The sequence below is a fragment of the Stenotrophomonas maltophilia genome, assembly GCF_047497515.2.
Taxonomy (GTDB): Bacteria; Pseudomonadota; Gammaproteobacteria; order Xanthomonadales; family Xanthomonadaceae; genus Stenotrophomonas.
This window is the reverse complement of the sequence record NZ_JAXAXL020000004.1, coordinates 212,446-236,878: the sequence shown is the minus strand read 5'-3', so window position 1 is coordinate 236,878 and position 24,433 is coordinate 212,446. Positions and strand designations below refer to the sequence as shown.

The window sequence follows — 24,433 nt, the reverse complement described above, 5'->3', positions numbered from 1 at the left end:
GCATCGCCGTACTTTCGGAAGGCATGCGCATCCGGGCATGCGGCTGGGCTTCAAACCCAGTAGGGGGCGTCGATCGTTCCCTGGTAGGTTCGACTCCTGCTGCCTTCCGCCATTGGTGTTTCCGCAGGAGATGTCGGCATGGCCACGCGCGCGCAGTCCCCCGCTCCCTCAGCGACCGATGCCCCGCAACGGCTGACCTCGCTGGCCCATGGTGGCGGCTGCGGCTGCAAGATCGCGCCGGGGGTGCTGTCCGAGCTGCTGCGTGGGGTTCCGGCATTTCCCGCGCCGGTCGAACTGCTGGTCGGGCGTGAGACCAGCGACGACGCGGCGGTGTACCGGCTCGATGATCGCCAGGCGATCGTGGCCACCACCGATTTCTTCATGCCGATCGTGGACGACCCGTTCGACTTCGGCCGCATCGCTGCGACCAATGCGCTGTCTGACCTGTATGCGATGGGCGCGCGGCCACTGTTCGCGCTGGCCATCGTCGGCATGCCGATCAATACCCTGCCGCAGGACACCATCCGCGGCATCCTGCAGGGTGGCGAACGCGCCTGCGCCGATGCCGGCATCGTGGTGGCTGGTGGCCACAGCATCGATTCGGTGGAACCCATCTACGGCCTGGCCGCGATCGGTGTGCTCGATCCGCAGCGGCTCAAGCGCAACGCCGATGCCCGCGCCGGCGACGTGCTGGTGCTGGGCAAGCCGCTCGGCGTGGGCGTGTATTCGTCGGCGTTGAAGAAAGAAGTGCTGGCTGCCGAGGGCTACCGGCAGATGATCGAATCAACCACCCGCCTGAACACCGTTGGCGTGCCGCTGGCTGCATTGGACGGCGTGCACGCGATGACCGACGTCACTGGCTTCGGCCTGCTCGGCCATCTGCTGGAAGTGTGCCGCGCCAGCGGCGTCGCTGCCGAGGTGGACAGTGCACAGGTGCCGCTGCTGCCACAGGCCCTGGCGTTGCTGCAGCGTGGCTGCGTGACCGGCGCCTCCAGCCGCAACTGGGCCTCGTATGGCGCCGAGGTGCAGTTCGCCGAGGGCCTGGCGGCGCATTGGCAGCCATTGCTGACCGATCCGCAGACCAGCGGCGGCCTGCTGGTGTCGTGTGCACCGGAAGCGGTGGAGGCAGTGCTCGCCTGCTTCCACGACACCGGGTTCGGCCACGCGGCCGTGGTGGGCCGCCTGAACGCGGGAGCGCCGGGCGTCAGCGTGGTCTGAGTGCCGGAACGAAGAAGGCGCCCGAAGGCGCCCCTGTCGTCTCACTCGATGTTCTGCACCTGCTCGCGGATCTGGTCGATCAGCACTTTCAGTTCGACCGCCGCATTGGACGTACGGCTGTCCACCGACTTCGAGCCCAGCGTATTGGCTTCGCGGTTGAATTCCTGCAGCAGGAAGTCCAGGCGGCGGCCGACCGGCTCGCGCTGCTTGAGCACGCGGCGGATCTCGACGATGTGGCTGCCGAGGCGATCCAGTTCCTCATCCACGTCCAGCTTCTGCAGCCACAGCACCAGTTCCTGCTCGGCGCGGCCGGGGTCGACCGGGTGCGGCAGATCGGCCAGGCGTGCGGCCAGCTTGGCGCGCTGGCCGTCGCGAATGGCCGGAATCAGGGTGCGCACTTCGGCGGCGATGCGCTCGATGCCATCCACGCGCTCGGCAATGGCCGTGGACAGCTTGTCGCCTTCGCGCTCGCGGGCGGCGACGAAGCCGTCCAGCACCTGGTCCAGCAGCGACAGCGCCTCGGCTTGCAACGCCGCTGCGTCAGTGGCCTCGCCCTGGGTCACGCCCGGCAGCTGCAGCAGTTCGGTGAAGCTGACCTGCAGGTTGGGGAAATCGGAGGTCAGCCGGTGGGCCAGTTGGCCCAGCTGCCCCAGCAGCACCTCATTGACCTGCAGGCTGCCCGCCACTTCCGGCGCGCGCAGGCGCATCACCAGATCCAGCTTGCCGCGGCTCAGGCGCGCCGCAATGCGTTCGCGCAGCTGCGGCTCCAGCGCCCGCAGTTCCTCGGGCAGGCGGGTGCCGACCTCCAGGAAGCGGTGGTTGACCGAGCGCAGCTCACAGCCCAGCGTGCCCCACGGGGTGACCCGCTCGCCGCCGGCATAGGCGGTCATGCTTCGAATCATGGAATGTGTCCGGTGCGTGCAAAGGGGGAATGGTACCCTAGCGCCCTCACCAGAGCCCCCTTGCCCGCCCCGTGAAGGCCGCGGGCATGGCGGCGTACTCCCACGCCATTACGGAACCTGCACCATGTCCGATTCCCGCCCCAGCGGCCGCCAGCCCGACCAGCTCCGCCCGGTCGTCATCCAACGCGGCTTCACCCGCCACGCCGAAGGTTCGGTACTGGTGTGCTTCGGTGAAACCCGCGTGCTGTGCACCGCCAGCGTGGAAAACCGCGTGCCGGGCTTCCTGCGTGGCAAGGGCGAAGGCTGGGTGACCGCCGAGTACGGCATGCTGCCGCGTGCCACCCACACCCGCAGCGACCGTGAAGCGGCGCGTGGCAAGCAGGGCGGCCGCACCCTGGAGATCCAGCGCCTGATCGGCCGCAGCCTGCGTGCCTGCGTGGACCGCAACGCGCTGGGCGAACGCACCATCACCCTGGACTGCGACGTGCTGCAGGCCGACGGCGGCACCCGCACCGCCGCCATCACCGGCGCCTACGTGGCCCTGGTCGATGCGGTGAACGTGCTGATGAAACGCGGCGACATCAAGCGCAACCCGATCCTGGGCGCGGTCGCGGCCGTATCGGTCGGCGTGTACCGCGGCACGCCGGTACTGGACCTGGACTACGCCGAAGACAGCGACTGCGACACCGACATGAACGTGGTGATGAACGACGGTGGCGGCTTCATCGAGCTGCAGGGCACCGCTGAAGGCCACGCCTTCCGCCGCGACGAGCTCGACGCGCTGCTCGGCCTGGCCGAGAAGGGCGTGACCGAACTGCTGGCCGCACAGCAGGCGGCGCTGTCGGCATGAACCGCCGCATCGCCCTGACCACCCTCGTGGTGGCCGATTACGACGAAGCCATCGCCTGGTACACCGGCAAGCTCGGCTTCTCGCTGCTGGAAGACGTCGACCAGGGCAGCAAGCGCTGGGTAGTGGTCGGGCCGACCGACGGCAGCGCCGCCGCCCTGCTGCTGGCCCGAGCCAGCAACGAGGAACAGCGCAGCCGCATCGGCAACCAGACCGGTGGCCGGGTCGCCTTCTTCCTCAACACCGACAACTTCCACCGCGACCACGCGGCGATGCTGGCCGCCGGGGTCGAGTTCCTGGAGGCGCCGCGCGAAGAAGCCTATGCAACGGTCGCGGTATTCCGCGATCTGTATGGCAACACCTGGGACCTGCTGGAGCCCCGCCAATGAAGAAACTGGTACTGGCCAGCCACAACGCCGGCAAGCTGGTGGAGATGCAGGAGATCCTGGCCGATCTGCCGCTGCAGATCACCTCGGCCGCCGAACTGGGCCTGGGCGACGTGGAAGAGACCGGCCTGACCTTCGTCGAGAACGCGCTGCTGAAGGCGCGCGCGGCCTGCGAAGCGACCGGCCTGCCGGCGCTGGCCGATGATTCGGGCTTGATCGTCGATGCCCTCGGTGGTGCGCCGGGCCTGTACAGCGCGCGCTATGCCGGCCACCCGACCGATGCCGCCGCCAACAACGCCAAACTGCTGCAAGCGCTGGCCGAGGTACCCGACGGCCAGCGCAGCGCCCGCTTCTACGCGATCATCGTGCTGCTGCGCCATGCCACCGACCCGCAGCCGCTGATCTGCGAGGGCCGCTGGGAAGGGCAGATCATCCGCGAGCTGCGCGGCACGAATGGGTTCGGCTACAACCCGGTGTTCCTGGATACCACCCACGGCCTGACCGCTGCGGAAATGGAGCCGGCGCTGAAGAACGCCATCAGCCACCGCGCCCTCGCCCTGCAGCAGCTCAAGCAGCAGCTTTCCACGCTGTATTGATGCGTTCCTGATTACCCAAGGGAAGCCGGCCAGCGGCCGGCACTACCGATGAAGCCCATGCCGCACGCCCACGATCACTGCAACCACCTGCCCGGCGAAGCCTGTCCGGGTGACCACGACACCGCCGTGCGGCTGGTACCGCCGCCGCTGTCGCTGTATGTGCACCTGCCGTGGTGCGTGCGCAAATGCCCGTACTGCGATTTCAATTCGCACCAGGCCAAGGGTGAGCTGCCGTTCGACGCTTACATCGACGCATTGCTGCGCGACCTGGACCAGGACCTGCCGCTGGTCTGGGGCCGGGTGGTGCACAGCGTGTTCTTCGGCGGCGGCACGCCCAGCCTGTTCCCGCCGGAAGCGATTGATCGTTTCCTGCAGCAGGCCAGCGCGCGCCTGCGCTTCGCGCCCAATGCCGAGATCACCCTGGAGACCAATCCCGGCACTGCCGAACACGGTCGCTTCGACCGCTACCGCGCGGCCGGCGTGAACCGCCTCAGCTTCGGCATCCAGAGCTTCGACGATGCCATGCTCAAGCGCCTGGGCCGCATCCACGACAGCGGCGAAGCCGAGCGCGCGGTGAAGATGGCGCAGGACGCGGGGTACGACAACTTCAACATCGACCTGATGTACGCGCTGCCCGAACAGACCCTGGCCGGTGCCGAGGCCGATCTGGAGCGCGCGTTCGCCCTGCAGCCGGCGCACATCTCGCACTACCAGCTCACGCTGGAGCCGAACACGGTGTTCTTCGCGCGGCCGCCGCAGGGCATTCCCGATGAAGACAACGCCTGGGACATGCAGGAGCACTGCCAGGCATTGCTGGCACAGGCCGGTTTCGGCCAGTACGAAGTCAGCGCCTATGCGCGCCCGGGCCGGCAGAGCGCGCACAACCTGAACTACTGGCGCTTCGGCGACTACCTGGGCATCGGCGCCGGTGCGCACGGCAAGATCAGTTCCGGTGCCGGGGAACATGTGCTGCGGCGCTGGAAGCTGAAGCATCCGCAGGCCTACCTGGACAGCGCCGGAACCGCGGCTTCGTTCGGCGGCGACGACGTGATCGCGCCCGAGCGCCTGCCGTTCGAGTACATGCTGAACCTGCTGCGCCTGCACGAAGGTTTCAGCCTGCGCGATTTCGAGTCGCGCACCGGCCTGCCGCGCAGCGTGCTGGATGCACCGCTGGCCGAGGCCGTGCGGCGCGGTTGGTTGCAGACCGAGAATGGGCACGTGCAACCTACAGAACTGGGGCGCCGCTTCACCAACGATGTGGTGAGCCTGTTCCTGGAGGAGTAAGGCCTCCGCCGTAACGGGTAGTGCCGGCCGCTGGCCGGCAATCCGGTGCGGATCGCGTTGCCGGCCAGCGGCCGGCACTACCGCGCATCGGGGCCATGCCCGGCAGATGCATTTCACGTTCAGCCTAAAGTAGCGCCGGCATCGGCCGACACGGTAGATTCACCAGATCGATCCGCGGGAATCCGGGTACCACTCGCAGATGTCAGCTGTCTTTTCCTCTACTCCTGCCGACAAGGCCCGCCTGGCCGCTGCCGACCTGCCGCCGCGGGTGCGCGAGCTGCTGGGAGCGTTGATCGGGCTGTGCCGGCAGACGCTGGCCGCCCCCCTGATCCTGACCGTGGAAGCGCTGGAACAGGCCCTGCTGCACGACGCTGATCGCGCGCGCAACCCCATGCAGCAGGCGGAACTGATGGCCCAGCGCGGCCAGTTGCATGCCTTTGCCGGGCATTTCCCCGACCGCATGCTCGATGCGCTTGCCGAGGCGCTGACGCGCCTGCGTGAGCCCACCGCGGCAATCGCGCCCGGCGTCGCGCCTCCTCCACTTCCGGGCCTGCTGGGCCTGTCACTGGTGGCCGAGCACGATGTCGACCGCGACCTGCTGCTGACCGAGATGGTGCGGCGGGAGACCCTGCGCTCGGCCAATTCACTCAACCTGCTGGGCCAGCGCATGGGCGTGCTGGCGGCAGCGCCCGCACTGGACACCGATACCTTGCCGCTGGCGCCGCAGGCCTTGTGCGCGATGGTGCGCAGGCTGGCTGAACAGGATTCGCTCGGCACCGACGTACAACTGGCGCTGTACCGCAGCTTCGAACGGCAGGTGCTGGATCGCCTGGGCGATGTGCTCGACCGCGCCAATGCACTGCTGGCCCAGCAAGGCGTGCTGCCGGGGCTGGTCTACACCCCGTACCTGGCGCGCTCGTCCAGCACCCGGCGCATCATCACCCAGTCGGTGGGTGGCGGCCGTGCGACCCAGCCGGCCAAGCGCAGCGCTGCGCCGCTGACCGGCTGGAACGGCCCGTCCGCTGCCGGTTCGTGGTCGAACCTGGTGCAGGACGCCGTACACGAGGCTGGCGCCACCGGCACCGCCGTGCCCGGGCTGACCACCTCCGCCGGCAGTGCATTGCACGAACTGCTGCAACAGGCGCGGCGCGCCAGCGGCTCGTCCGAGCAGGCCGCGGCCGTTCCCAGTGCTGCGGTGGACGCGGTTCTCGCCCGCCTGCAGGCACAGTCCAGCGCAGCCACCGGGGTGGCCGACCTGCAGGCTGCGGTGGTCGCGCAGCTGCGCAGCGAGCATGGCGCGCAGGCCCAGTTGGGCAGCCACGACCGCGACAACCTCGAGCTGCTGCGGCTGCTGATGCAACAGGTGCAACAGCAGCAACGCCCCGACCCGGTACCGGCGGCGCTGCTGGCACGCCTGCAGGTGCCGCTGGCGCGCGCGGCAATGGCCGACCCGGGCTTCTTCGTGCGCGACGAGCACCCCGCCCGCGAACTGCTCAACCAGATCGCCGAAGTCGGCGCCCACTGGCTGGGCGACGACGATGTCGACCCGCAACTGCTGCAGCGCATGGCGCAGAGCGTGCAGGGCCTGCTTGGCGAGGACGCACGCGCACCGGAGGTCTTCGCCGCCGCCAACGACGACGTGCAGCAGCACCAGCGCGCAGCGGCACACCGCGCCGAACTGGCCGAACGTCGCCACGTGGAAGCCGCGCGCGGCAAGGAACGGCTGGAACTGGCCCGGCGCCAGGCCAACCTGCAGATCGATCAATGCTGCGATGCGCAGGTACCGCCGCGCTTCGTGCAGACCCTGCTGCGCCAGGCCTGGGCCGATGCCCTGACGCTGACCCGCCTGCGCCATGGCGATGATTCGCCGCAATGGCAGGAACGCCTGCAACAGACCGAACGCATTGCGACGGTGACCGCGCAGGCAGTGGATGCCCCGGGCGGCACCGACACCGCCTTGGCCGCCGAGGTGGAGGCTGCGCTCGTGCAGGTTGGCTACCATGCCGAAGAAGCCGCTGCGGTTGCGCGTCGCCTGGCCACGCCCGGCGGCGAGGATGCCATCACCTCACGTACCGAACTCAGCGCCCGCCTCAAGGCGCGCGTGCGGCTGGGAGAACAGGCCGGCACAATCGCGGCCGCTCCCGCCAGCACCCGCAGCAATGCCGAAGAAGCGGCCTACCAGCAGCTCTGTGCCCTGCCCTTCGGCAGCTGGTTCGACATCGACGACGGTGACGGCACGCTGCGTCGCCAGCGGCTGTCCTGGTACAGCCTGTTGACCGGCCATGCACTGCTGGTCAATCCACGGGGTCAGAAGATCGCCGATACCGACCTGGATACGCTGGCCCGGCAGATCAGCGCCGGCCGCGCGCAGCTGGTCACCGAAGACAACGGCCGGCTGGTCGACCGCGCGTGGCAATCCAGCCTCGATGCCTTGCGTGCCCTGGCCGGCGGCCCTTCCCGGGAGGCCTCCGAATGACTACCCCGCCGCCGCAGGACACGCGCCGTGCGCCCCGCCGTCAGGTCTCGGACCTGGTGCCGGTCACCGACCAGATGCGCGACTGCGTGATCGGTCGTCTCGGCAACGTCTCCGAGACCGGCATGCTGATGCTGTCCAGCGCGGTGCTGCGCGAGGATGCGCTGTACCAGCTGCGCTTCCCGTTGCCGATGGGCGATGGCCGACATGAGGCCATCGACGTCGGCGTGCACCTGTTGTGGAGCGAACCCGCGCACGCGCCCGGGCAGAGCTGGACCGGGTTCCGCTTCCTCACCCTGTCGCGCGAACACCGCCAGCTGCTGCGCCAGTGGGTGGGCGAGGACAGCGACGAGGAACCGCTTTCGACGGCCTGAGTGCCGGTTCCGGCACAGCGGTTTTTCGCGGTATGCGGCAGAATCTAGGGCCGTTTTCCGTGTCGAGCCACCGCAATGATCCAGCAAGACCCCGGCGCCCTGTATCCCGACCACCTGGCCGTGCTGTGCCGACGCGCCGAACAGGCGCTGGCGCGCGGCGGCTTCGATCACCTGGTCGTGCCCAGCGGCACCTTGCACTACCAGGTGTTCGACGATCGCGACTACCCGTATGCGGTGAACCCGCAGTTCAAGGCGTGGCTGCCGCTGACCCGGGTGCCGAACAGCTGGATCGTGTTCACGCCCGGCAAGCGCCCGGCGGTGATCTTCCACCAGCCCTTCGACTACTGGCACGTGGTGCCGGATGCGCCGAGCGGCTGGTGGGTGGACCACTTCGATATCCACATCATCCGCAAGCCCGAAGAGGCGCTGGCCCTGCTGCCGGCCGATCCGGCGCGCTGCGCGATCCTGGGCGAGCCGCAGAGCGCGCTGGGTGCCTTCGTGCCGAACAACCCGGCGCCGGTGGTGAACTACCTTGAATGGCACCGTGGCAGCAAGACGCCGTACGAAATCGCGCTGATGCGCCAGGCGCAGGTGCTGGGCGTGCGCGGCCATCGTGCCGCCGAAGCCGCGTTCCGCAATGGCGCCGACGAGTTCAGCATCCACATGGCCTATTGCCAGGCCGTCGGCCAGGATGCCAATGAGCTGCCCTACGGCAACATCGTGGCCTTGAACGAGCATGCCGCCGTGCTGCACTACACCGAACTGGGGCGCAAGGCGCCGCAGCCGCTGCGCAGCTTCCTGATCGATGCCGGCGCCAGCGCGCACGGCTATGCCAGTGACATCACCCGCACCTACGCCGCGCATGGCCATGACGAGTTCGCCGCCATGATCGCCGCCGTCGACGGCGCCCAGCAGCAGATGTGTGCGGCGGTGCGGCCAGGCTTCGACTACAAGCAGCTGCACGTGGACGCACATCTTTCGCTCATGGGCGTGCTGAAGGACTTCGGCGTGATCAAGGTCTCGCCGCAGACCGCGGTGGAAACCGGCGTCAGCGCCGCCTTCTTCCCGCACGGCATCGGCCACCTGATCGGCCTGCAGGTGCACGACGTGGCCGGTTTCGCGGCCAGCGACGAAGGTGGCCGCATCGAGCGCCCCAGTGGTCACCCGTACCTGCGCCTGACCCGCGTGCTGGAGCCGGGCATGGTGGTGACCATCGAACCGGGCCTGTACTTCATCGACATGCTGTTGAACGAAGTGAAGGACGCCGGCCATGGCGATGCGATCAACTGGGACCGCGTGGACTTCTTCCGTCCGTATGGCGGTATCCGCATCGAGGACGAAGTGCTGTGCACCGAGGGCGAGGCGGACAACCTGACGCGGCCGGTGTTTGCGGCGGCCAACGGCTGAGCCCCTCGTGGTTGGCCCTTGAATCAAAAGCCGTGCTTGGCGGGGCGGGGTGGGTTCGCGGGGGACGCCGTGAACCCATCCATGGGGGCTTGGCCGCGGCATCCATGCCGCGGACACCCCCGCGAACCCACCCCGCCCCACCTCTGACAGTTTCCTGCGCGCGTCCAACCACGGAAAAGAAAAAAGATAAGCAAAAGCGGGTCGCTCGCTGCGCTCGCTCTGTGTCGACCGAGGTCGACACCTACCAACAGCCGCAGTGGCCAGTAGATCCACGCCATGCGTGGATGATTCATTCGATATCTGACAGATGTGCCGACCAACGGTCGGCACCCACCAACAGCCGCGTGAACCTGTCGAAGGCGGGGCACTGTGGGTTTGCGGGGTGTGAGCCGCATGGATGCGGCGACCAAGCCCCCATGGGTGAGGGTGCTTTGCTTGCGAAGCACTGCTTCGCAAGCGCCCGAACGCACAGCCGCCAGCGGCTGGGCCGGACCGCGGAGGGGGGTTTACGGCGTCCCCGCAAACCCACAGTGCCCCGCCATCCCACGGAATGCCGCTTCGGCTTTTGCCGTCGCCGTTGCCGTTGCATTGAGCAGGTGCAGGGCTGCAAGCCCTGCAGAAAAGCCCCTTACCCCGCCATCACCGCTTCGATCTCGTCGGCGCTGCGCGCCAGGCCTTCGGTCAACACGCGATGGCCATCGTCGGTAATCAACACGTCATCCTCGGTGCGGATGCCGATACCGCGCCAGCGCGGTTCCACCGTCGTGTCGTCCACGCCGATGTACAGCCCCGGCTCGATGGTGAATGCCATGCCCGGCTCCAGCAGGCGCGAGTCGCCGGCCAGGCGGTAATCGCCCACATCGTGCACATCCATCCCGATCCAGTGCCCGGTCTTGTGCCGGTAGAAGCGCTGGTACAGGCCTTCGGACAGGTTCTTTTCCAGCGTGCCCTTCAGCAGGCCCAACCGCAGCAGGCCTTCGGTCAGCGTCTGCACTGCGGCCAGATGGCCGGTCTCGTACGGCACGCCCGGCTTGGCCTGGGCCAGTGCCGCGGCCTGTGCCTCGCCGACCAGGTCATGCAGTGCACGCTGCTCGGCACTGAAGCGGCCGTTTACCGGGAAGGTGCGGGTGATGTCGCTGGCATAGCCGCGATACTCGGCACCGGCATCGATCAGCACCAGCTCGCCGTCGCGCGACCGCGCGTTGTTGTCGCGGTAGTGCAGGATGCAACCGTTGCGGCCGGCACCAACGATGCTCGAGTACGCCGGCACCGCATCGTTGGCGCGGAACACGCGTTCCAGCTCGGCCTGCAGTTCGTACTCGTGGATGCCCGCCTTCGCCGCCTGCATCGCCGCCAGGTGTGCACGCACGCTGATCTGCGCAGCGTGGTGCATCAGCGCCACTTCGGCACCGGACTTGAACAGGCGCTGCTCGTGCAGCAGGTGGCCCAGCTCCAGGAACTCATGCGGCGGCTGTGCGCCGTGGCGCACCTGCGAACGCACGCGGTTGACCCAGCCAATCAGCTTCAGGTCGAAGTCGGCATCGCGGCCAAAGTGGTAGTAGACGCGCGACCGCCCTTCCAGCAGGCCCGGCAGGATGTCGTCCAGATCATCGATCGGATAGGCATCGTCCATGCCGAACTGCGATACCGCGCCTTCCTGGCCGGCACGACTGCCGTCCCAGGCCTCGCGCTCGGCGTCACGCTCGCGGCAGAACAGGATGGCCTCGCCGTGGCGACGGCCGGGAATCAGCACCAGTACCGCTTCCGGTTCCGGAAAGCCGCTCAGGTACTGGAAGTCCGAATCCTGCCGGTACGGGTAATGGGTATCCAGGCTGCGCACCTTCTCGGCTGCGGCCGGCAGCACCAGGATCGCGTCCTCGCCGGCCATGTCCATCAGCTGGCGGCGGCGACGCTTGTACTCGCCGGCCGCGATGCCGGTGCGCTGCTTGATATCCATCAGTTCAGGCGCTGCCGATGGCGCGCGGCCAGCACCACGTCACCGTGCAGCAGCAGCACCGCCACGCGGATGAACTCCTCGATCTCCGACAGGGCTTCGTCATCGTCGTCACCACCGGCTTCGAAATCCTCGCTGGAGGCACGCGCCAGGCTGGCCATGTCGGTCAGCGCTTCTTCGCCCTCTTCTGACAGGGCCGGGCGGTGGCCGCCACTGCCCAGGCCGAAGCCGCCGAGGAAGGAACGGGTCCAGCTGAACATGGCATCGGCCTGCGCGGACACGTCATCGCTGTCGGACAGCAGCAGCTCGAAGGCGAAATCGCGGTCTTCCAGCTGCTTGATGGTGGCCTGCAGCAGCTGGCCCAGCACGCTGTCGGCGGCCACCGGCGGCAGGTTGTCGTCGGCCAGTACGCGCGCCGGCCAATCATTACCGGGGGCACCGCCGGCGGCCAGCCAGCCACACAGCGCACCATGCAGCTCGGCAGCAGTGGCGCCCAGTCCCAGCTCCTGGCTGGCGCGGGAAACGTCGTCGACGGAGGGGAGTTCGGTCATCGTGCGGCTCGTTCGGATAAGGAAAACCGGAGCGCGCACGCGCGCGCCCGTGAGACCCCGTAGTGTAGCAACCCGACGGCATCCTTCCCGTGGCCGCCCAGCCTTGCTGCGACAACGCTTGACCGCCCTCACCCGGCTTGCCTATCGTGCCCGCATGGAACCCGCCAATCCCCTCGCCCAGTTGCAGGACTTCGCCGCCCGGGTGGAGGCGCTGCTTGAACGCAACCAGCGTCTGGCCGAGGAGAATCGCAGCCTGCGCCACCAGCAGGAACAGCTGGTGGCCGAGCGTTCCACGCTGCTGGCCAAGAACGAGCAGGCGCGCTCGCGGGTGGAAGCGATGATCAGCCGGCTCAAATCCCTGGAGCAGCACACATGAGTGCCGAACCGGTCAGTGTCCGGATTCTCGATCGTGAATACACGGTGGGCGTCGGTGGCGACGAACGCGACAGCCTGATGGCCGCCGCCCGGCTGCTCGATGCGCGCATGCGCGAGATCCGCGGCAGCAACCGCATGGCGGCCGTGGATCGCGTGGCGGTGCTGGCCGCGCTGAACCTGGCCCACGAACTGCAGCTGCTGCGCGATGAGAACGCCCGCCAGGCGGTCGCCCTGCAGCAGACCTTGGCCGACCTGAACCGGCGCCTGGACCGCGCGATCGACGGCGGCGCGTGAATATCGCGCACAACGCGTCTTCTCATATCTGAATTGGCACGGACTGTTGCCGACGAACGGCCTATCCAGAATCTGCGCGCTGGCTATAATGGCCACGCGTTCTCTGCGGTACTCGACGGCATGTGCAAACATTCGCCTTGTCCCTTAAGAACGACACCGGGAGCGCGACAGCGCCGGGAGTGCAGGTCCGCCTTGTAGCGGGAAGCCCGATGGTTCTCCAGCGTTCCCACTTGAGCCCCCGGGTTCAAGGTCGTTTCGCATGCATCGACATTGCGGAGAATGCAATATTCCAGCAAGGGCGGCGTCTTCGGGCGTCGCCCTTGTTCTTTGCGGCACAATGTCGGCTGTTCCTTGCCGCACGCTGCCATGACCGACCCGCGCCAGGCCCTGCGCCACGACCTGCGGCAACGCCGCCGCGACCTTTCCGCCGCTGCGCGCATCGCCGCCGCCGAATCGCTTGCCGATGCCCTGCTGGCATTGCCGTTCGCGCCGCGCGAAGGTGCCGTGGCCGGCTACTGGGCGCTGGACGGCGAAATCGCCCTGCATCGCTGGCAGCTGCAACTGCCCGAAGGCCTTACCTACTGCCTGCCGGTACTGGCCGGCGACGTGCTGCGCTTCGCGCCGTGGCGACCCGGGCAGCCACTGACCAGCAACCGTTACGGCATTCCCGAGCCGGACATCGCACTGGAAGACACCCTGGAACCGGCACAGATGGCGCTGGTGGTGGCCCCGCTGGTGGGCTTCGACACGCAGTGCCGGCGGCTGGGCATGGGAGGCGGCTGGTATGATCGCAGCTTCGCCTTCCGCCACCAACGGCCGGCGCCGCCCTGGCTGGTCGGTGCGGCGTTCGCGGTGCAGCAGGTCGAGTCCTTGCCGGTGGCGTCGTGGGACGTGCCGGTGGACGCGATCTGCACCGAAGGCGGCACCCTGTTCCCCTCCGCTGCCCCCGTGAACGCATGACCGCCCGCAAGCGCTACTGGCTGATGAAGTCCGAACCGGACGCCTTCTCCATCGATGACCTGGCCAAGGTCAAGGTCGAACCCTGGAACGGGGTACGCAATTACCAGGCGCGCAACTTCATGCGCGATGGCATGCAGGTCGGCGACGGCATCCTGTTCTACCACTCCAATACCAAGGTGCCGGGCATCGTCGGCGTGGCCACGGTGGCCAGCCCGGCCTACCCGGACGACACCCAGTTCGACCCGACATCCGACTACCACGACCCCAAGAGCACGCGCGAGAACCCGCGCTGGATGCTGGTGGACGTGGCCTTCGACCGCAAGCTCAAGCAGGTGATCGCGCTGGACGAGATCAAGCTGCACGCCGACGAGCTCGGCGAAGGCTTCCCGCTGGTTGCCAAGGGCAACCGCCTGTCGGTGTTCCCGGTGACCGCCGCGCAGTGGAAGCTGCTGCTGTCGCTGGAAAAGAAATCCTGATTCCCTGCCTGAGAGTTCTCCCATGTCCGAAGCCAAGCGCCTGGCCGCCGAGAAAGCCATCGAGTACGTCCAAGACGGCATGATCGTCGGTGTCGGCACCGGTTCCACCGTGGCCTACTTCATCGATGCCCTGGCCCGCATCCAGCACCGCATCAAGGGCGCGGTGTCCAGCTCCGAGCAGAGCACCGCGCGCCTGAAGCAGCACGGCATCGAGGTGATCGAGCTGAACCACAGCGGCAACCTGTCGCTGTACGTGGACGGCGCCGACGAGTGCGACCCGAACAAGTGCCTGATCAAGGGCGGCGGTGCCGCACTGACCCGCGAGAAGATCATCGCCGAGGCCAGCGAGCGTTTCATCTGCATCGTCGACCCGAGCAAGCAGGTGCCCGTACTGGGTGCGTTCCCGCTGCCGGTGGAGGTGATCCCGATGGCACGCAGCCTGGTCGCCCGCCAGATCCGCGACATGACCGGCGGCCAGCCGACCTGGCGCGAAGGCGTGGTCACCGACAACGGCAACCAGATCCTGGATATCCACAATCTGCAGATCACCGATCCGGAAAAGCTGGAGCGCGAGCTCAACCAGCTGCCGGGCGTGGTCTGCGTGGGCCTGTTCGCGCGCCGTCGCGCCGATGTGGTGATCGTCGGCGGCGAGCCGCCGGTCGTGCTCTGACCCTTTCCAAGGATCCTGACGATGTCGCTGTTGCGTTCGCTGCTGATGCTTCCGCTGCTGGCCCTGGCCGGTTGTGCCACCGATGCGGCCCGCCACTGGGTCGAACTGGATGGCGCCCGCTACCGGGTCGAGCTGGCCACCAACGATGAAACCCGCGCCCGCGGCCTGATGTTCCGAGACCAGATGCCTGCCGACCACGGCATGCTGTTCGTCCACGACCGCGAGGAAATGCAGGCGTACTGGATGAAGAACACCAAGATCGCGCTGGACATCCTGTACTTCGACAGCGAGCGCAAGCTGGTCAGCCAGCAGCGCGACGTGCCGCCGTGCTCGGCCGGCGACATGTGCCCGCCCTACCCCAGCGGCGGCCCGGCGCGCTACGTGCTGGAACTCAATGCCGGCCAGGCCGAGAAGCTGAAGCTGAAGGACGGCACCGCGCTGACCTTCGGCCCGGGCATCGAGTAGATCCACGCCATGCTTTGAGGAGGATCGGTAGGTGCCGACCTTGGTCGGCACTGGCTTGCCGCGCACGGGCAGGCTGTGGTGTGGACCAAGGTCCACACCCACCGGAAGCCCATCGACCCAACCCATGGCTTTTTCACGCGGCACTGCTTGAAACCGCCTGCGAATGACGCCAGTCTGTGACCATGCAGGACCGGATCACACTCCCCGACTGGGATGCACTGGCCGACCTCGAAGACGAGGCGCTGCCACTGTTGCCGACCGCGCTGCTGATCGCGCGGGATGAGTATCCCGATCTGCAGCCGTCCACCTACGACGCGCTGATCCAGAGCCACGTCGACCACCTCCGCTCGGAAGTGGAGAGCATCGACAACAGCCCCCTGAAGATGGCGGCGATCAACCGCCACCTGTTCGACGAACTGGGCTACAGCGGCGACCACGACGAGTACTACGACCCGCGCAACAGCTACCTCAACCAGGTCTTCGAGCGGCGCCTGGGCAACCCCATCTCGCTGGCGCTGGTGCAGATGGAAGTCGCACGCCGGCTGGGCATTCCGCTTGACGGCGTGTCCTTCCCCGGCCACTTCCTGGTGCGCCTGCCGGTGGACGACGGGGTGCTGGTGATGGACCCGTTCAACGGCGGCCGGCCCTTGGACGTGGACGAGCTGCGCGAACGCGCCAAGTCGCACCTGGGCGGGCAGATGCCCGACGACCAGGTGCTGGCGCAGATCCTCGACCCGGCGCCGTCGCGCGCGATCCTGATGCGCATGCTGCGCAACCTGCACGGCGTCTATGCCGAGGCCGGCGAGTGGGACCGCGCCGCACGCAGCGCCGACCGCCTGCTGAAACTGGCCCCGGAACAGGACGACGCGCTGCGTGATCGCGGCCTGGCCTATCTGCAGCTGGAGTACCTGGCCGGGGCCCGCCACGATCTGGGCCAGTACCTGAAGCGCAATCCCGAGGCCAGCGATGCGCAGTGGCTGCGCGAGAAGCTGATCGACCTCGGCGGACCGATGCCGCGGCTGCATTGATTCAGTCAGGTGTGCGGACCAACGGTCCGCACCCACCGGTAGTGCCGGGCCATGCCCAGCGGCCATTGCGGTCAGTTGACCTCGACCATCTCGAAATCGGCCTTGGTCACCCCACAGTCCGGGCAGGTCCAGGTCTCGGGAATGTCCTCCCAGCGCGTGCCCGGCGCGATGCCTTCTTCCGGCAGGCCGTCCGCTTCGCTGTACAGGAAGCCGCAGACCACGCACATCCAGGTACGCAAGGTGGTGGGGGTGGCATCACTCATCGGATAATCGGGGCTGGATTCACGGGCCGCCATTGTCCCATCGCGGCCCACGCACCGGTAGCCATCGATGACCTCTGCTTCCCCCGCGCCCCGCGGCGTCTACCTGATCACCCCGGATGAGCCCGATAGCGCACGCCTGCTGGCGCGCACCGCACCGCTGCTGGCCGCAGGTGCCACCTGGCTGCAATACCGCAACAAGACCGCCAGCGACGCGCTGCGGATGGAACAGGCCACTGCGCTGCAGGGCCTGTGCGCCGCCCATGGCGTACCGCTCATCATCAACGACGACCCGGTGCTGGCCAAAGCGGTCGGCGCCGCCGGCGTGCATCTGGGCGGCACCGACGGCGATATCCCCAGCGCACGTGCGCTGCTCGGTGCCGAGGCCATCATCGGCGCCTCCTGCTACGACCAGCTGGCCAATGCAGAAAAGGCCGTGGCCGCCGGTGCCAGCTATGTGGCATTTGGCGCCTTCTTCCCCACCACCACCAAGATCACCACCAGCCGCGCCCATACCGACCTGCTGCGGCAATGCGCCGCACTGGGCGTGCCGCGGGTGGCGATCGGCGGGCTGACGCCGGACAATGTCGGTCCCATCATCGATGCGGGCGCCGATCTGGTCGCCGTGGTCAGCGGTATCTACGCCGCGCCGGACCCGGTCGCGGCACAGCGCGCCTACCTCGCCCAGTTCGCGTAACACCCAGGAAAGCCCCATGAACCACGACCAGTCCCACGCCCTGTTCTCCCGCGCCCAGCAGCTGCTGCCGGGCGGCGTCAATTCGCCGGTGCGCGCGTTCAAGTCGGTCGGCGGCGAGCCGTTCTTCGTCGAGCGCGCCGACGGCGCCTACCTGTACGACGTCGACGGCAACCGCTACATCGACTACGTCGGTTCCTGGGGCCCGATGATCGTTGGCCACAACCACCCGGCGGTGCGCCAGGCGGTGAAGAAGGCCATCGACAACGGCCTCTCTTTCGGTGCGCCGTGTGCGGCCGAAGTGACCATGGCCGAGACCATCACCCGCCTGGTGCCGTCGTGCGAGATGGTGCGCATGGTCAACTCCGGCACCGAAGCCACGCTGTCGGCGATCCGCCTGGCGCGCGGCGCCACCGGCCGCAACCGCATCGTGAAGTTCGAAGGCTGCTACCACGGCCATGGCGACTCGTTCCTGGTCAAGGCCGGCAGCGGCATGCTGACCCTGGGCGTGCCGACCTCACCGGGTGTTCCGGCCGGGTTGAGCGAGCTGACCCTGACCCTGCCCTACAACGACTTCGACGCGGCCACCGCGCTGTTCGAGCAGCAGGGTGATGACATCGCCGGCTTGATCATCGAACCGGTGGTCGGCAACGCCAACTGCATCCCCCCGCGCGAGGGCTACCTGCAGCACCTGCGCGAACTGTGCACGAAGCATGGTGCGCTGCTGATCTTCGACGAGGTGATGACCGGCTTCCGCGTTGCCCTTGGCGGTGCGCAGGCGCACTACGGCATCACCCCGGACCTGACCACCTTCGGCAAGATCATCGGCGGCGGCATGCCGGTCGGTGCCTATGGCGGCCGCCGCGAGCTGATGCAGCAGATCGCCCCGGCCGGCCCGATCTACCAGGCTGGCACCCTGAGCGGCAATCCGGTGGCGATGGCCGCCGGCCTGGCAATGCTGGAGCTTGTCCAGCAGCCGGGTTTCCATGCCGACCTCGCCGAGCGTACCGCACGCCTGTGCGCGGGCCTTGAAGCCGCCGCCGCCGAAGCTGGCGTGGCGGTGACCACCACCCGCGTGGGCGCGATGTTTGGCCTGTTCTTCACCAGCGAAAAGGTCGAGACCTATGCGCAGGCCACTGCCTGTGACATCCCGGCGTTCAACCGTTTCTTCCACGCGATGCTGGAACAGGGCGTGTTCCTGGCACCGTCGGCGTACGAAGCCGGGTTCCTGTCCAGCGCGCACGACGACGCGGTGATCGAGGCGACGCTGGCCGCTGCACGCGTGGCGTTCAAGGCCGCCAAGGGCTGAGTGCTGCCCCGGTAGGTGCCAACCTTGGTTGGCACTGCCGTGTACGGCATCCACGCATGGCGTGGATCTACTGCCGTGGCCTATCCACGCATGGCGTGGATCTACTGCCGTGGCCTATCCACGCATGGCGTGGATCTACTGCCGTGGTCCATCCACGCATGGCGTGGATCTACTGCCGTGGCCTATCCACGCATGGCGTGGATCTACCCGTAGAGCCACGCCATGCGTGGCTGTATTCAACCGAAGACGAGCTTGCCCTTCATCATCGCGAAGTGGCCGGGGAACGAGCAGAAGAAGGTGTAGTCACCGCCCTTCTGCAGGCCCTGGGTGGAGAAGCGCACGCGCGTGGTCTCGCCACCTCCAATCACCTTGGTGTGGGCCAGAACGCGCTTGTCGGCCTTCGGCAGGTAGCTGTCGGCCAGGGTCATGCGCATGCCCGCCATCGCCACCGGCTGGTAGTCGGCCGTGCGGGTCAGCACCCAGTTGTGACCCATTGCGGTGGCGGCCAGCTTGCCGGTGTGGCGCAGGGTCAGGTCCACGGCACTGCAGTCGGCGGCAATCTTGATCTCGCGGCTGCTGAAGCTCATCTGGTCTGTGCTGTCGATGCTCACCGCACACACCCGCGCCATCGCCGACGGCGCCAGCATCAGCGCACCCAATCCCACTGCCACCGTCCAAGCCTTCATCGCTGCATCTCCTGCGGATTCAAACGTCATTCTAGGCAGGCCCATGCGCTCCCGTCTGCGACCGTCTGTCGCACGGCAGCTTCAGGGTTTCCCGCATGCGAGCCGCAATGGCATGCTCGGCCGATGCGGATCGACCTGCTGCTGCTGGATGTGGATGGCGTGCTGGTGCAGTACCAGCGCGCGCAGCGCGTGCTGCATCTCGCGCAGGCGCTGGATGTTCCCACCCAGGCCGTGCAGGCCGCGCTCTACGACAGCGGGCTGGAAGCCGCGCACGACCGTGGCGCACTGGAGGGCCCAGCCTATCTGGCGCAGCTTGGCGCACGTCTGGGCAGGACGGTCGATGTGGCCACCTGGCTCGCTGCACGGCAGGCGGCCAGCCATCCGCAGTCCGCCGTGCTGCATCGGCTGCAAACACTGCAGCTGCCGATGGCGGTGCTGACCAACAACGGTACGCTGATGAAGCAGGCGTTGCCCGCCCTGTTGCCGGGGCTGTTCCCTGCCCTGCAGGGTCGCGTGTTCTGCGGCGCCGATTTCGGCCTGCGCAAACCGGCGCCGGAGGCGTTCCTGCGCACACTCGACGTACTGGGCGTGGCGCCTGCGCGCACGCTGTTCGTCGATGATCTGTTCGCCAATGTGCGCGGCGCACGCGCGGCTGGTCTGCACGCGGAAACCGTGCGCGACGGACGAGGGTTGGGCAAGGTGCTGAAGCGCTACCAGATTGCGTGAACCACTGTAGAGCCGAGCCCATGCTCGGCTGGGCAACGGGATCAGAGCCCTCTCCGCAGGAGAGGGATCCGACTCCAGCGCCAGGGATTCAGCGCGCGGCGATGAACGCGGCGACTGCCGCGCGCAGGCGCTTGAGGCCTTCGGCCACTTCTTCGTCGGTGATGTTCAGCGACGGCACGAAGCGCAGCACGTCCGGGCCAGCCTGCAGGGTCAGCAGGCCCTGCTCGGCGGCATGGTCGAGGATCGCACCGGCCTGGCCGGCGAAGTCCTTGCTCAGCACCGCGCCCAGCATCAGGCCACGGCCGCGCACCTCGCTGAACACGCCGAACTCGTCGTTGATACGCGCAAAGCCATCGCGCAGCGCCTTCGACTGGCGGCTGACGTTGGCGGCGATCTCTGCCGAAGCCAGCTTGCGCAGTGCCACGCGGGCGACCGCGGCGGCCAGCGGGTTGCCGCCGAAAGTGGTGCCGTGCGCGCCGAACTGCATGGTCTCGGCCACCTTCGGGCCAGCCAGCATCGCGCCGATCGGGAAACCACCGCCCAGTGCCTTGGCCAGGGTGACCATGTCCGGCACCACATCGTCCTGCCAGTGCGCGAACAGCGTGCCGGTGCGGCCCATGCCGGCCTGGATCTCGTCCAGCACCAGCAGTGCGTTGTGCTGGTCGCACAGTTCGCGCACGCGCTTGAGGAAGCCGGACTTGGCCGGCATCACGCCGCCCTCGCCCTGGATCGGCTCCAGCATCACCGCAGCGACATCGCCGGCGGCCATCGCGGTCTCCAGCTGCACGTCATCGTTGAAGTCGATGTAGCGGAAGCCACCGGGCAGCGGCTCGTAGCCTTCCTGGTACTTCGGCTGGGCGGTGGCGGTCACCGCGCCCATCGTGCGGCCATGGAAGCTGCCACGGAAGGTGATGATCACCCGCTTGTCGGCCGGGCGGCCCTGGCTGGAGGCCCACTTGCGGACCATCTTGATCGCCACTTCGTTGGCTTCGGCGCCGGAATTGCACAGGAACACGCGCTCGGCGAAGCGGCTGGCCTTGACCAGCTCCTCGGCCAGATGCAGCGGCGGTGCGCTGTAGAACACGTTGCTGGTGTGCCAGAGCTTGCCGGCCTGCTCGACCAGCGCGGCCACCAGGTCCGGATCGTTGTGGCCCAGGCCACACACGGCGATGCCGGCGGCCAGGTCGATGAACTCACGGCCCTGGCTGTCCCACACGCGGGCGCCCTGGCCTCGCTCCAGTACCACCTGGCGGGGCTTGTAGACCGGCAGGTAGTAGTGCGAAAGGGAGATCAGCGGATCGGTCGCGGCGGTCATGGCAGTCGGCAGGATTCAGGAATGCCCATTCTCGCGCCGGAACCCCTGCGGCACAATGCGCCCATGCGACCGTTTTCCGCCCCCCAGCTGAACCCCGCCACCGAGACCGGCTGGCGCCGTCGGTGGTTTGACATCATCTACCGCCACGACTCGCGGCCCTCGCGCAACTTCGACCTGATCCTGGTGGTGGCGATCATCGCCAGCATCCTGGTGGTGATGATCGACAGCGTGCAGCACCTGCATGCCGAATGGTCCACCGGGCTGTACATCCTGGAATGGGGCTTCACCCTCATCTTCACCGCCGAGTACCTGCTGCGGCTGGCGGTGGTCAAGCGCCCGCTGCGCTACGCAGTAAGCATCTGGGGCATCATCGACCTGCTGTCGATCCTGCCCGCCTACCTGTCGATGTTCATCCCCGGCGCGCAGAGCCTGCTGGTGGTGCGCGCGCTGCGCATCCTGCGCGTGTTCCGCATCCTCAAGCTGACCCGCTACATCGAAGAGAGCGGCGTCCTGATGACGTCGCTGTGGCGCAGCCGGCGCAAGGTGCTGGTGTTCCTGTTCACGGTGATCACCATCACCATCATCGCTGGCGCGCTCATGTACGTGATCGAAGGGCCGGAACATGGCTTCACCAATATCCCGGCCAGCATGTACTGGGCGGTGGTGACCATGGCCACGGTCGGCTTCGGCGACATCGTGCCGCAGACCGTGCTCGGCCGCTTCGTCACCTCGGTGCTGATCCTGATCGGTTACAGCATCATCGCCGTGCCCACCGGCATCTATACCGCCGAACTGGCCAGCACCATGCGCGAGGCCGAGCTGGCCGCACGCCGCGATGCACGCGGCTGCCCGCACTGTGGGCTGGAAGGCCACGAGCCGGATGCACGCCACTGCCGCAAGTGCGGCGGTCAGCTACCGGATGCGTTCAACCACTGAGGCGCATGCCGGCCAGCGGCCGGCACTACCTGTGGTGGATCCACGCCGTGCGTGGAGGACCGCCGTCACTCAACGCATGCGATTGCTGGTGGTCACCAGGTCGTTGTAGGCGTCCAGGATCGTCGACTGCGCGCCTTCAGGATCAGTGGTGAGCCGGCTGCCCGAGGCCTTGCGCTCGGCCGCCAGCGCTTCGGCGCTGATCGGCTTTCCCTGCTCCAGGCGTTCGACGCCGCGGCCTGCGGTACGCACCAGCTTGTCGGCCGAACGCTGCACGTGGCCCCACATCGGGTCGTCCTTGCCGACACCGCCGTTCTGCACTTCGGTCACCAGCGCCTGATAGTCGGCCAGCTCCTTGCGCAACGCCGCCAGGTCCGGCGCGTCGCCCTGGAATGCCATCGCCAGCTGCTTGCCATCACCGACGATGCGCAGGTGGTAATAGGCCAGCGAGCGGCCCTCGCTCGCTTCGATCTGCTTCAGCTGCGCGGCGCGGCGCTCGTTCTCGTTCTTCTCCAGCGCCACATCCATCGCTTCGCTGGCCTTGAAGAAGGCGGCATAGGCCTGCATCAGCGGCGCGTGCTGCGCGCGCATGCCTTCGCCGCCATCACGACGATAGTCTTCGCGGGTGAAGTAGCCATCGGCGCGCTCGGTCAGGGCATTCAGGGCCTGGAATGCCTGCTGATAATCGCGCGCGGGGCCATCCATCGGCAGTGCCGGGGTCTTCGCCAGCGCGTCGGTCATCGGCTGGCCGCAGTACTCGACGCGGTGCGACAGCACCTTGCCGGGCGAACGCGGTTGCGCTTCCTTGCCGGTCGGACCCGCTTCAGGATCCTTCATCCAGCCGGTGTAGGCCTGAAAGCCTTTGTGCACAGGCTGTTCAACGCCGTTGTAGCACTCGATGTAGGCGTTGATCTTGCCCAGGCTGGGGTCTGCCGCCGCCAGCGCCGGCACTTTGTCGCAGCCGGCCACAGCGGCCAGCGTGCCGAGCAGAAGAAGGGGAAGCAGGCGTGCAGAAGTGTTCAAATCGATTCCTTGCAGAAAATAGCGCCAGGTATCCTCACGCATGGCGCGAACATCGGCATCGGCGGCCTCGGGAAGGCCCCGCCGTTTGGGAGTGTGCGATGCGATGCATCGCAACCGACCTGTTCGATTGCGACACAAACAGCGCGAAGGACGCTGCGGCTACTGGCGATTGCTCTGGAAAACGAGCGTGTTGTATTCCTGCATCAGCTTGCTGGCAGAGCCGCGCGGCGCCATCGAAGGCGAGTCCAGCATGCGCCGCTCGAAATCGCTGTAGGGCGTTTTGCTGCTGACCCGCTGCAGGCGCTCCTTGCCTTCCCGGCGGAAGCTCTCGGCTTCGCGTTCAAAGCTGTTCCAGTCCAGCTTGCCCGGGTCCTGATCGGCCACCTTGGCATGCGCTTCGTCGGAAATGCGGTTGAACGCATCCAGCCGTTCGCGGGCCTTGGCCGTATCGAAATCGTCCTCGCTCATCAGCTCCACGATGGCCTTCGCTTCCAGCATCATCGCCAGCCGGTAATACTCGCGGGTACGCCCCTCGGCCTGTTCCAGCACCTTGAGCTGCTCGCGCTGTGCAGCGTCGTTCTGGCGCTCCAGCTCGGCGTTGAACGTCTCGCTGGCAACCACGAACGCCTTGAAGGCCGCCATCAAGGACGCGTGCATCTGCTTGCCCTTGGCGAACTGGTCGTCTTCGTAGTCCTGGCGATCGTAGTAATCGTGCGCCTCCTTGCTGACCGGAACGAGTGCCTTCAGTGCCTGCTGGTAATGACCCGCAGCGGCATCGAGTTCAGCCAGTGCCGGCTTGGCAGCGATCGCCCCGGTCACTGGAGCGTCGCATTGCTTCATGTCGTAATCGCTGATTTCGAACGGTCCGTACACCTGCGTCTCGCGCCCGCTCGGGCCGGCGTCGACGTCCTTGATCCAGCGCGTGTAGGACTCGAGGCTGCCGTGTGTTTTCGAGTCAAGCGCGTTGAAGCAGCCGATGTAAGCGTTGAGCTTTGCGGTCAACAGCTGCTGTGCGTCGGACGGCGCCGCGCTGGCCTCCTGCTTGCCAGAGGGGCCGGCGTCATCGGCGGCTGCGGGCGTCTTGCCCCCGCAGGCGGTCAGGGCCAACGACAGCGAAGCGGCCAGCGCCGCGATGGAAAGCGTACGTGTCATGTGTTCACATCCTTGTTGAAAACGATTACAGACCCGCATTCTAGCGCAGCATGGCGAAGGCGGCAGCCTTCGGCT

At 67.5% G+C, this 24,433-nt stretch carries 27 protein-coding genes, 1 tRNA gene and 1 other RNA gene; 21 read left to right on the top strand and 8 right to left on the bottom strand.

The genetic code is table 11. The annotated features are described in order from the left end of the window. Positions 1 to 16: 16 nt before the first annotated feature. Together ACMZPQ_RS09615 and selD are read left to right on the top strand one after the other, a co-directional pair. A tRNA-Sec gene (locus ACMZPQ_RS09615) sits at positions 17 to 112 on the top strand. Between the two features lie 26 nt (positions 113 to 138). Next, positions 139 to 1,218: a selenide, water dikinase SelD gene (selD, locus tag ACMZPQ_RS09610; RefSeq protein WP_197583738.1), complete on the top strand. Its 1,080-nt coding sequence runs from the start codon at positions 139 to 141 to the stop codon at positions 1,216 to 1,218. A gap of 41 nt (positions 1,219 to 1,259) precedes the next feature. On the opposite strand, the gene ACMZPQ_RS09605 is transcribed toward selD, so the two are convergent. Then, the gene (locus ACMZPQ_RS09605; protein ID WP_197583737.1) at positions 1,260 to 2,120 is read right to left on the bottom strand and encodes a YicC/YloC family endoribonuclease; all 861 of its coding nucleotides are present in this window, start codon (positions 2,118 to 2,120) and stop codon (positions 1,260 to 1,262) included. A gap of 124 nt (positions 2,121 to 2,244) precedes the next feature. Here ACMZPQ_RS09605 and rph point away from each other — a divergent pair, with 124 nt between their 5' ends. The 7 genes from rph to pepQ all read left to right on the top strand — a co-directional run bounded on the left by rph (position 2,245) and on the right by pepQ (position 9,487). Further along, the gene (gene rph, locus ACMZPQ_RS09600; protein WP_010484035.1) at positions 2,245 to 2,970 is read left to right on the top strand and encodes a ribonuclease PH; all 726 of its coding nucleotides are present in this window, start codon (positions 2,245 to 2,247) and stop codon (positions 2,968 to 2,970) included. Continuing rightward, positions 2,967 to 3,356, top strand: coding sequence for a VOC family protein (locus tag ACMZPQ_RS09595; protein WP_197583735.1), 390 nt, complete (start codon positions 2,967 to 2,969; stop codon positions 3,354 to 3,356). The genes rph and ACMZPQ_RS09595 overlap by 4 nt, the downstream gene beginning before the upstream one ends. Further along, a complete protein-coding gene (gene rdgB / locus ACMZPQ_RS09590; protein WP_414486176.1) occupies positions 3,353 to 3,949 on the top strand; it encodes an RdgB/HAM1 family non-canonical purine NTP pyrophosphatase in 597 nt (198 codons plus the stop codon). Before ACMZPQ_RS09595 ends, rdgB begins: the two co-directional genes overlap by 4 nt. A gap of 57 nt (positions 3,950 to 4,006) precedes the next feature. Further along, complete coding sequence (gene hemW, locus ACMZPQ_RS09585; protein WP_312647201.1) at positions 4,007 to 5,233, top strand: radical SAM family heme chaperone HemW; 1,227 nt, start codon at positions 4,007 to 4,009, stop codon at positions 5,231 to 5,233. A gap of 199 nt (positions 5,234 to 5,432) precedes the next feature. Next, positions 5,433 to 7,709 (top strand): DUF1631 family protein, encoded by a 2,277-nt coding sequence (locus ACMZPQ_RS09580; protein ID WP_197584328.1) that lies wholly within the window; start codon positions 5,433 to 5,435, stop codon positions 7,707 to 7,709. Beyond that, complete coding sequence (locus ACMZPQ_RS09575) at positions 7,706 to 8,080, top strand: PilZ domain-containing protein (protein ID WP_197584331.1); 375 nt, start codon at positions 7,706 to 7,708, stop codon at positions 8,078 to 8,080. The genes ACMZPQ_RS09580 and ACMZPQ_RS09575 overlap by 4 nt, the downstream gene beginning before the upstream one ends. 75 nt (positions 8,081 to 8,155) lie before the next feature. Beyond that, positions 8,156 to 9,487: a Xaa-Pro dipeptidase gene (pepQ, locus tag ACMZPQ_RS09570; protein ID WP_197584332.1), complete on the top strand. Its 1,332-nt coding sequence runs from the start codon at positions 8,156 to 8,158 to the stop codon at positions 9,485 to 9,487. Between the two features lie 628 nt (positions 9,488 to 10,115). On the opposite strand, the gene ACMZPQ_RS09565 is transcribed toward pepQ, so the two are convergent. Together ACMZPQ_RS09565 and ACMZPQ_RS09560 are read right to left on the bottom strand one after the other, a co-directional pair. Continuing rightward, positions 10,116 to 11,438, bottom strand: coding sequence for an aminopeptidase P N-terminal domain-containing protein (locus ACMZPQ_RS09565; RefSeq protein WP_197582401.1), 1,323 nt, complete (start codon positions 11,436 to 11,438; stop codon positions 10,116 to 10,118). A gap of 5 nt (positions 11,439 to 11,443) precedes the next feature. Continuing rightward, complete coding sequence (locus ACMZPQ_RS09560) at positions 11,444 to 11,992, bottom strand: YecA/YgfB family protein (RefSeq protein WP_197582372.1); 549 nt, start codon at positions 11,990 to 11,992, stop codon at positions 11,444 to 11,446. Positions 11,993 to 12,146: 154 nt separating this feature from the next. Here ACMZPQ_RS09560 and ACMZPQ_RS09555 point away from each other — a divergent pair, with 154 nt between their 5' ends. From ACMZPQ_RS09555 to ACMZPQ_RS09520, 8 genes are all read left to right on the top strand, one after another. Then, positions 12,147 to 12,368, top strand: a complete 222-nt coding sequence (locus ACMZPQ_RS09555) for a TIGR02449 family protein (protein WP_058980528.1) — start codon at positions 12,147 to 12,149, stop codon at positions 12,366 to 12,368. Next, entirely contained in the window at positions 12,365 to 12,661 is a 297-nt protein-coding gene (locus ACMZPQ_RS09550; protein WP_006467013.1) for a cell division protein ZapA, read from the top strand. The genes ACMZPQ_RS09555 and ACMZPQ_RS09550 overlap by 4 nt, the downstream gene beginning before the upstream one ends. A gap of 97 nt (positions 12,662 to 12,758) precedes the next feature. Continuing rightward, a non-coding RNA gene (gene ssrS, locus ACMZPQ_RS09545) (6S RNA) lies at positions 12,759 to 12,944 on the top strand. Positions 12,945 to 13,027: 83 nt separating this feature from the next. Further along, a complete protein-coding gene (locus tag ACMZPQ_RS09540; RefSeq protein WP_197582373.1) occupies positions 13,028 to 13,621 on the top strand; it encodes a 5-formyltetrahydrofolate cyclo-ligase in 594 nt (197 codons plus the stop codon). Further along, positions 13,618 to 14,097 carry an EVE domain-containing protein gene (locus ACMZPQ_RS09535; RefSeq protein WP_057497626.1) on the top strand — a complete coding sequence of 160 codons (480 nt, stop codon included), beginning with the start codon at positions 13,618 to 13,620 and terminating at the stop codon, positions 14,095 to 14,097. Before ACMZPQ_RS09540 ends, ACMZPQ_RS09535 begins: the two co-directional genes overlap by 4 nt. Positions 14,098 to 14,119: 22 nt before the next feature. After that, entirely contained in the window at positions 14,120 to 14,767 is a 648-nt protein-coding gene (gene rpiA / locus ACMZPQ_RS09530) for a ribose-5-phosphate isomerase RpiA (RefSeq protein WP_197582375.1), read from the top strand. A gap of 21 nt (positions 14,768 to 14,788) precedes the next feature. Continuing rightward, on the top strand, positions 14,789 to 15,232 hold the full coding sequence (locus tag ACMZPQ_RS09525) for a DUF192 domain-containing protein (protein ID WP_197582376.1): 444 nt from the start codon (positions 14,789 to 14,791) through the stop codon (positions 15,230 to 15,232). Positions 15,233 to 15,414: 182 nt separating this feature from the next. Then, entirely contained in the window at positions 15,415 to 16,260 is an 846-nt protein-coding gene (locus ACMZPQ_RS09520) for a SirB1 family protein (protein WP_197582377.1), read from the top strand. 71 nt (positions 16,261 to 16,331) lie between these two features. Here ACMZPQ_RS09520 and ACMZPQ_RS09515 read toward each other — a convergent pair whose 3' ends face one another. After that, positions 16,332 to 16,556, bottom strand: coding sequence for a rubredoxin (locus ACMZPQ_RS09515; protein WP_197582378.1), 225 nt, complete (start codon positions 16,554 to 16,556; stop codon positions 16,332 to 16,334). Positions 16,557 to 16,590: 34 nt separating this feature from the next. Here ACMZPQ_RS09515 and thiE point away from each other — a divergent pair, with 34 nt between their 5' ends. Both thiE and hemL read left to right on the top strand, forming a co-directional pair. Continuing rightward, positions 16,591 to 17,217, top strand: coding sequence for a thiamine phosphate synthase (gene thiE, locus ACMZPQ_RS09510; RefSeq protein WP_197582379.1), 627 nt, complete (start codon positions 16,591 to 16,593; stop codon positions 17,215 to 17,217). 16 nt (positions 17,218 to 17,233) lie between these two features. Next, positions 17,234 to 18,523 (top strand): glutamate-1-semialdehyde 2,1-aminomutase, encoded by a 1,290-nt coding sequence (gene hemL / locus ACMZPQ_RS09505; RefSeq protein WP_197582380.1) that lies wholly within the window; start codon positions 17,234 to 17,236, stop codon positions 18,521 to 18,523. 236 nt (positions 18,524 to 18,759) lie between these two features. Here the strand turns inward: hemL and azu are convergent, their stop codons facing one another. Beyond that, a complete protein-coding gene (gene azu / locus ACMZPQ_RS09500) occupies positions 18,760 to 19,209 on the bottom strand; it encodes an azurin (RefSeq protein WP_053450701.1) in 450 nt (149 codons plus the stop codon). A gap of 123 nt (positions 19,210 to 19,332) precedes the next feature. Here azu and ACMZPQ_RS09495 point away from each other — a divergent pair, with 123 nt between their 5' ends. After that, positions 19,333 to 19,935, top strand: a complete 603-nt coding sequence (locus ACMZPQ_RS09495) for an HAD-IA family hydrolase (protein WP_197582381.1) — start codon at positions 19,333 to 19,335, stop codon at positions 19,933 to 19,935. Positions 19,936 to 20,023: 88 nt separating this feature from the next. Here the strand turns inward: ACMZPQ_RS09495 and ACMZPQ_RS09490 are convergent, their stop codons facing one another. Continuing rightward, positions 20,024 to 21,250, bottom strand: coding sequence for an acetylornithine transaminase (locus ACMZPQ_RS09490; RefSeq protein ID WP_197582382.1), 1,227 nt, complete (start codon positions 21,248 to 21,250; stop codon positions 20,024 to 20,026). Between the two features lie 63 nt (positions 21,251 to 21,313). On the opposite strand from ACMZPQ_RS09490, the gene ACMZPQ_RS09485 reads away from it, so the two are divergent. Further along, on the top strand, positions 21,314 to 22,186 hold the full coding sequence (locus tag ACMZPQ_RS09485) for an ion transporter (RefSeq protein WP_197582383.1): 873 nt from the start codon (positions 21,314 to 21,316) through the stop codon (positions 22,184 to 22,186). 69 nt (positions 22,187 to 22,255) lie between these two features. Here ACMZPQ_RS09485 and ACMZPQ_RS09480 read toward each other — a convergent pair whose 3' ends face one another. Continuing rightward, positions 22,256 to 23,206 (bottom strand): YiiG family protein, encoded by a 951-nt coding sequence (locus tag ACMZPQ_RS09480; RefSeq protein ID WP_197582384.1) that lies wholly within the window; start codon positions 23,204 to 23,206, stop codon positions 22,256 to 22,258. Positions 23,207 to 23,365: 159 nt separating this feature from the next. Beyond that, positions 23,366 to 24,358 (bottom strand): YiiG family protein, encoded by a 993-nt coding sequence (locus ACMZPQ_RS09475; protein WP_197582385.1) that lies wholly within the window; start codon positions 24,356 to 24,358, stop codon positions 23,366 to 23,368. Positions 24,359 to 24,433 lie beyond the last annotated feature (75 nt).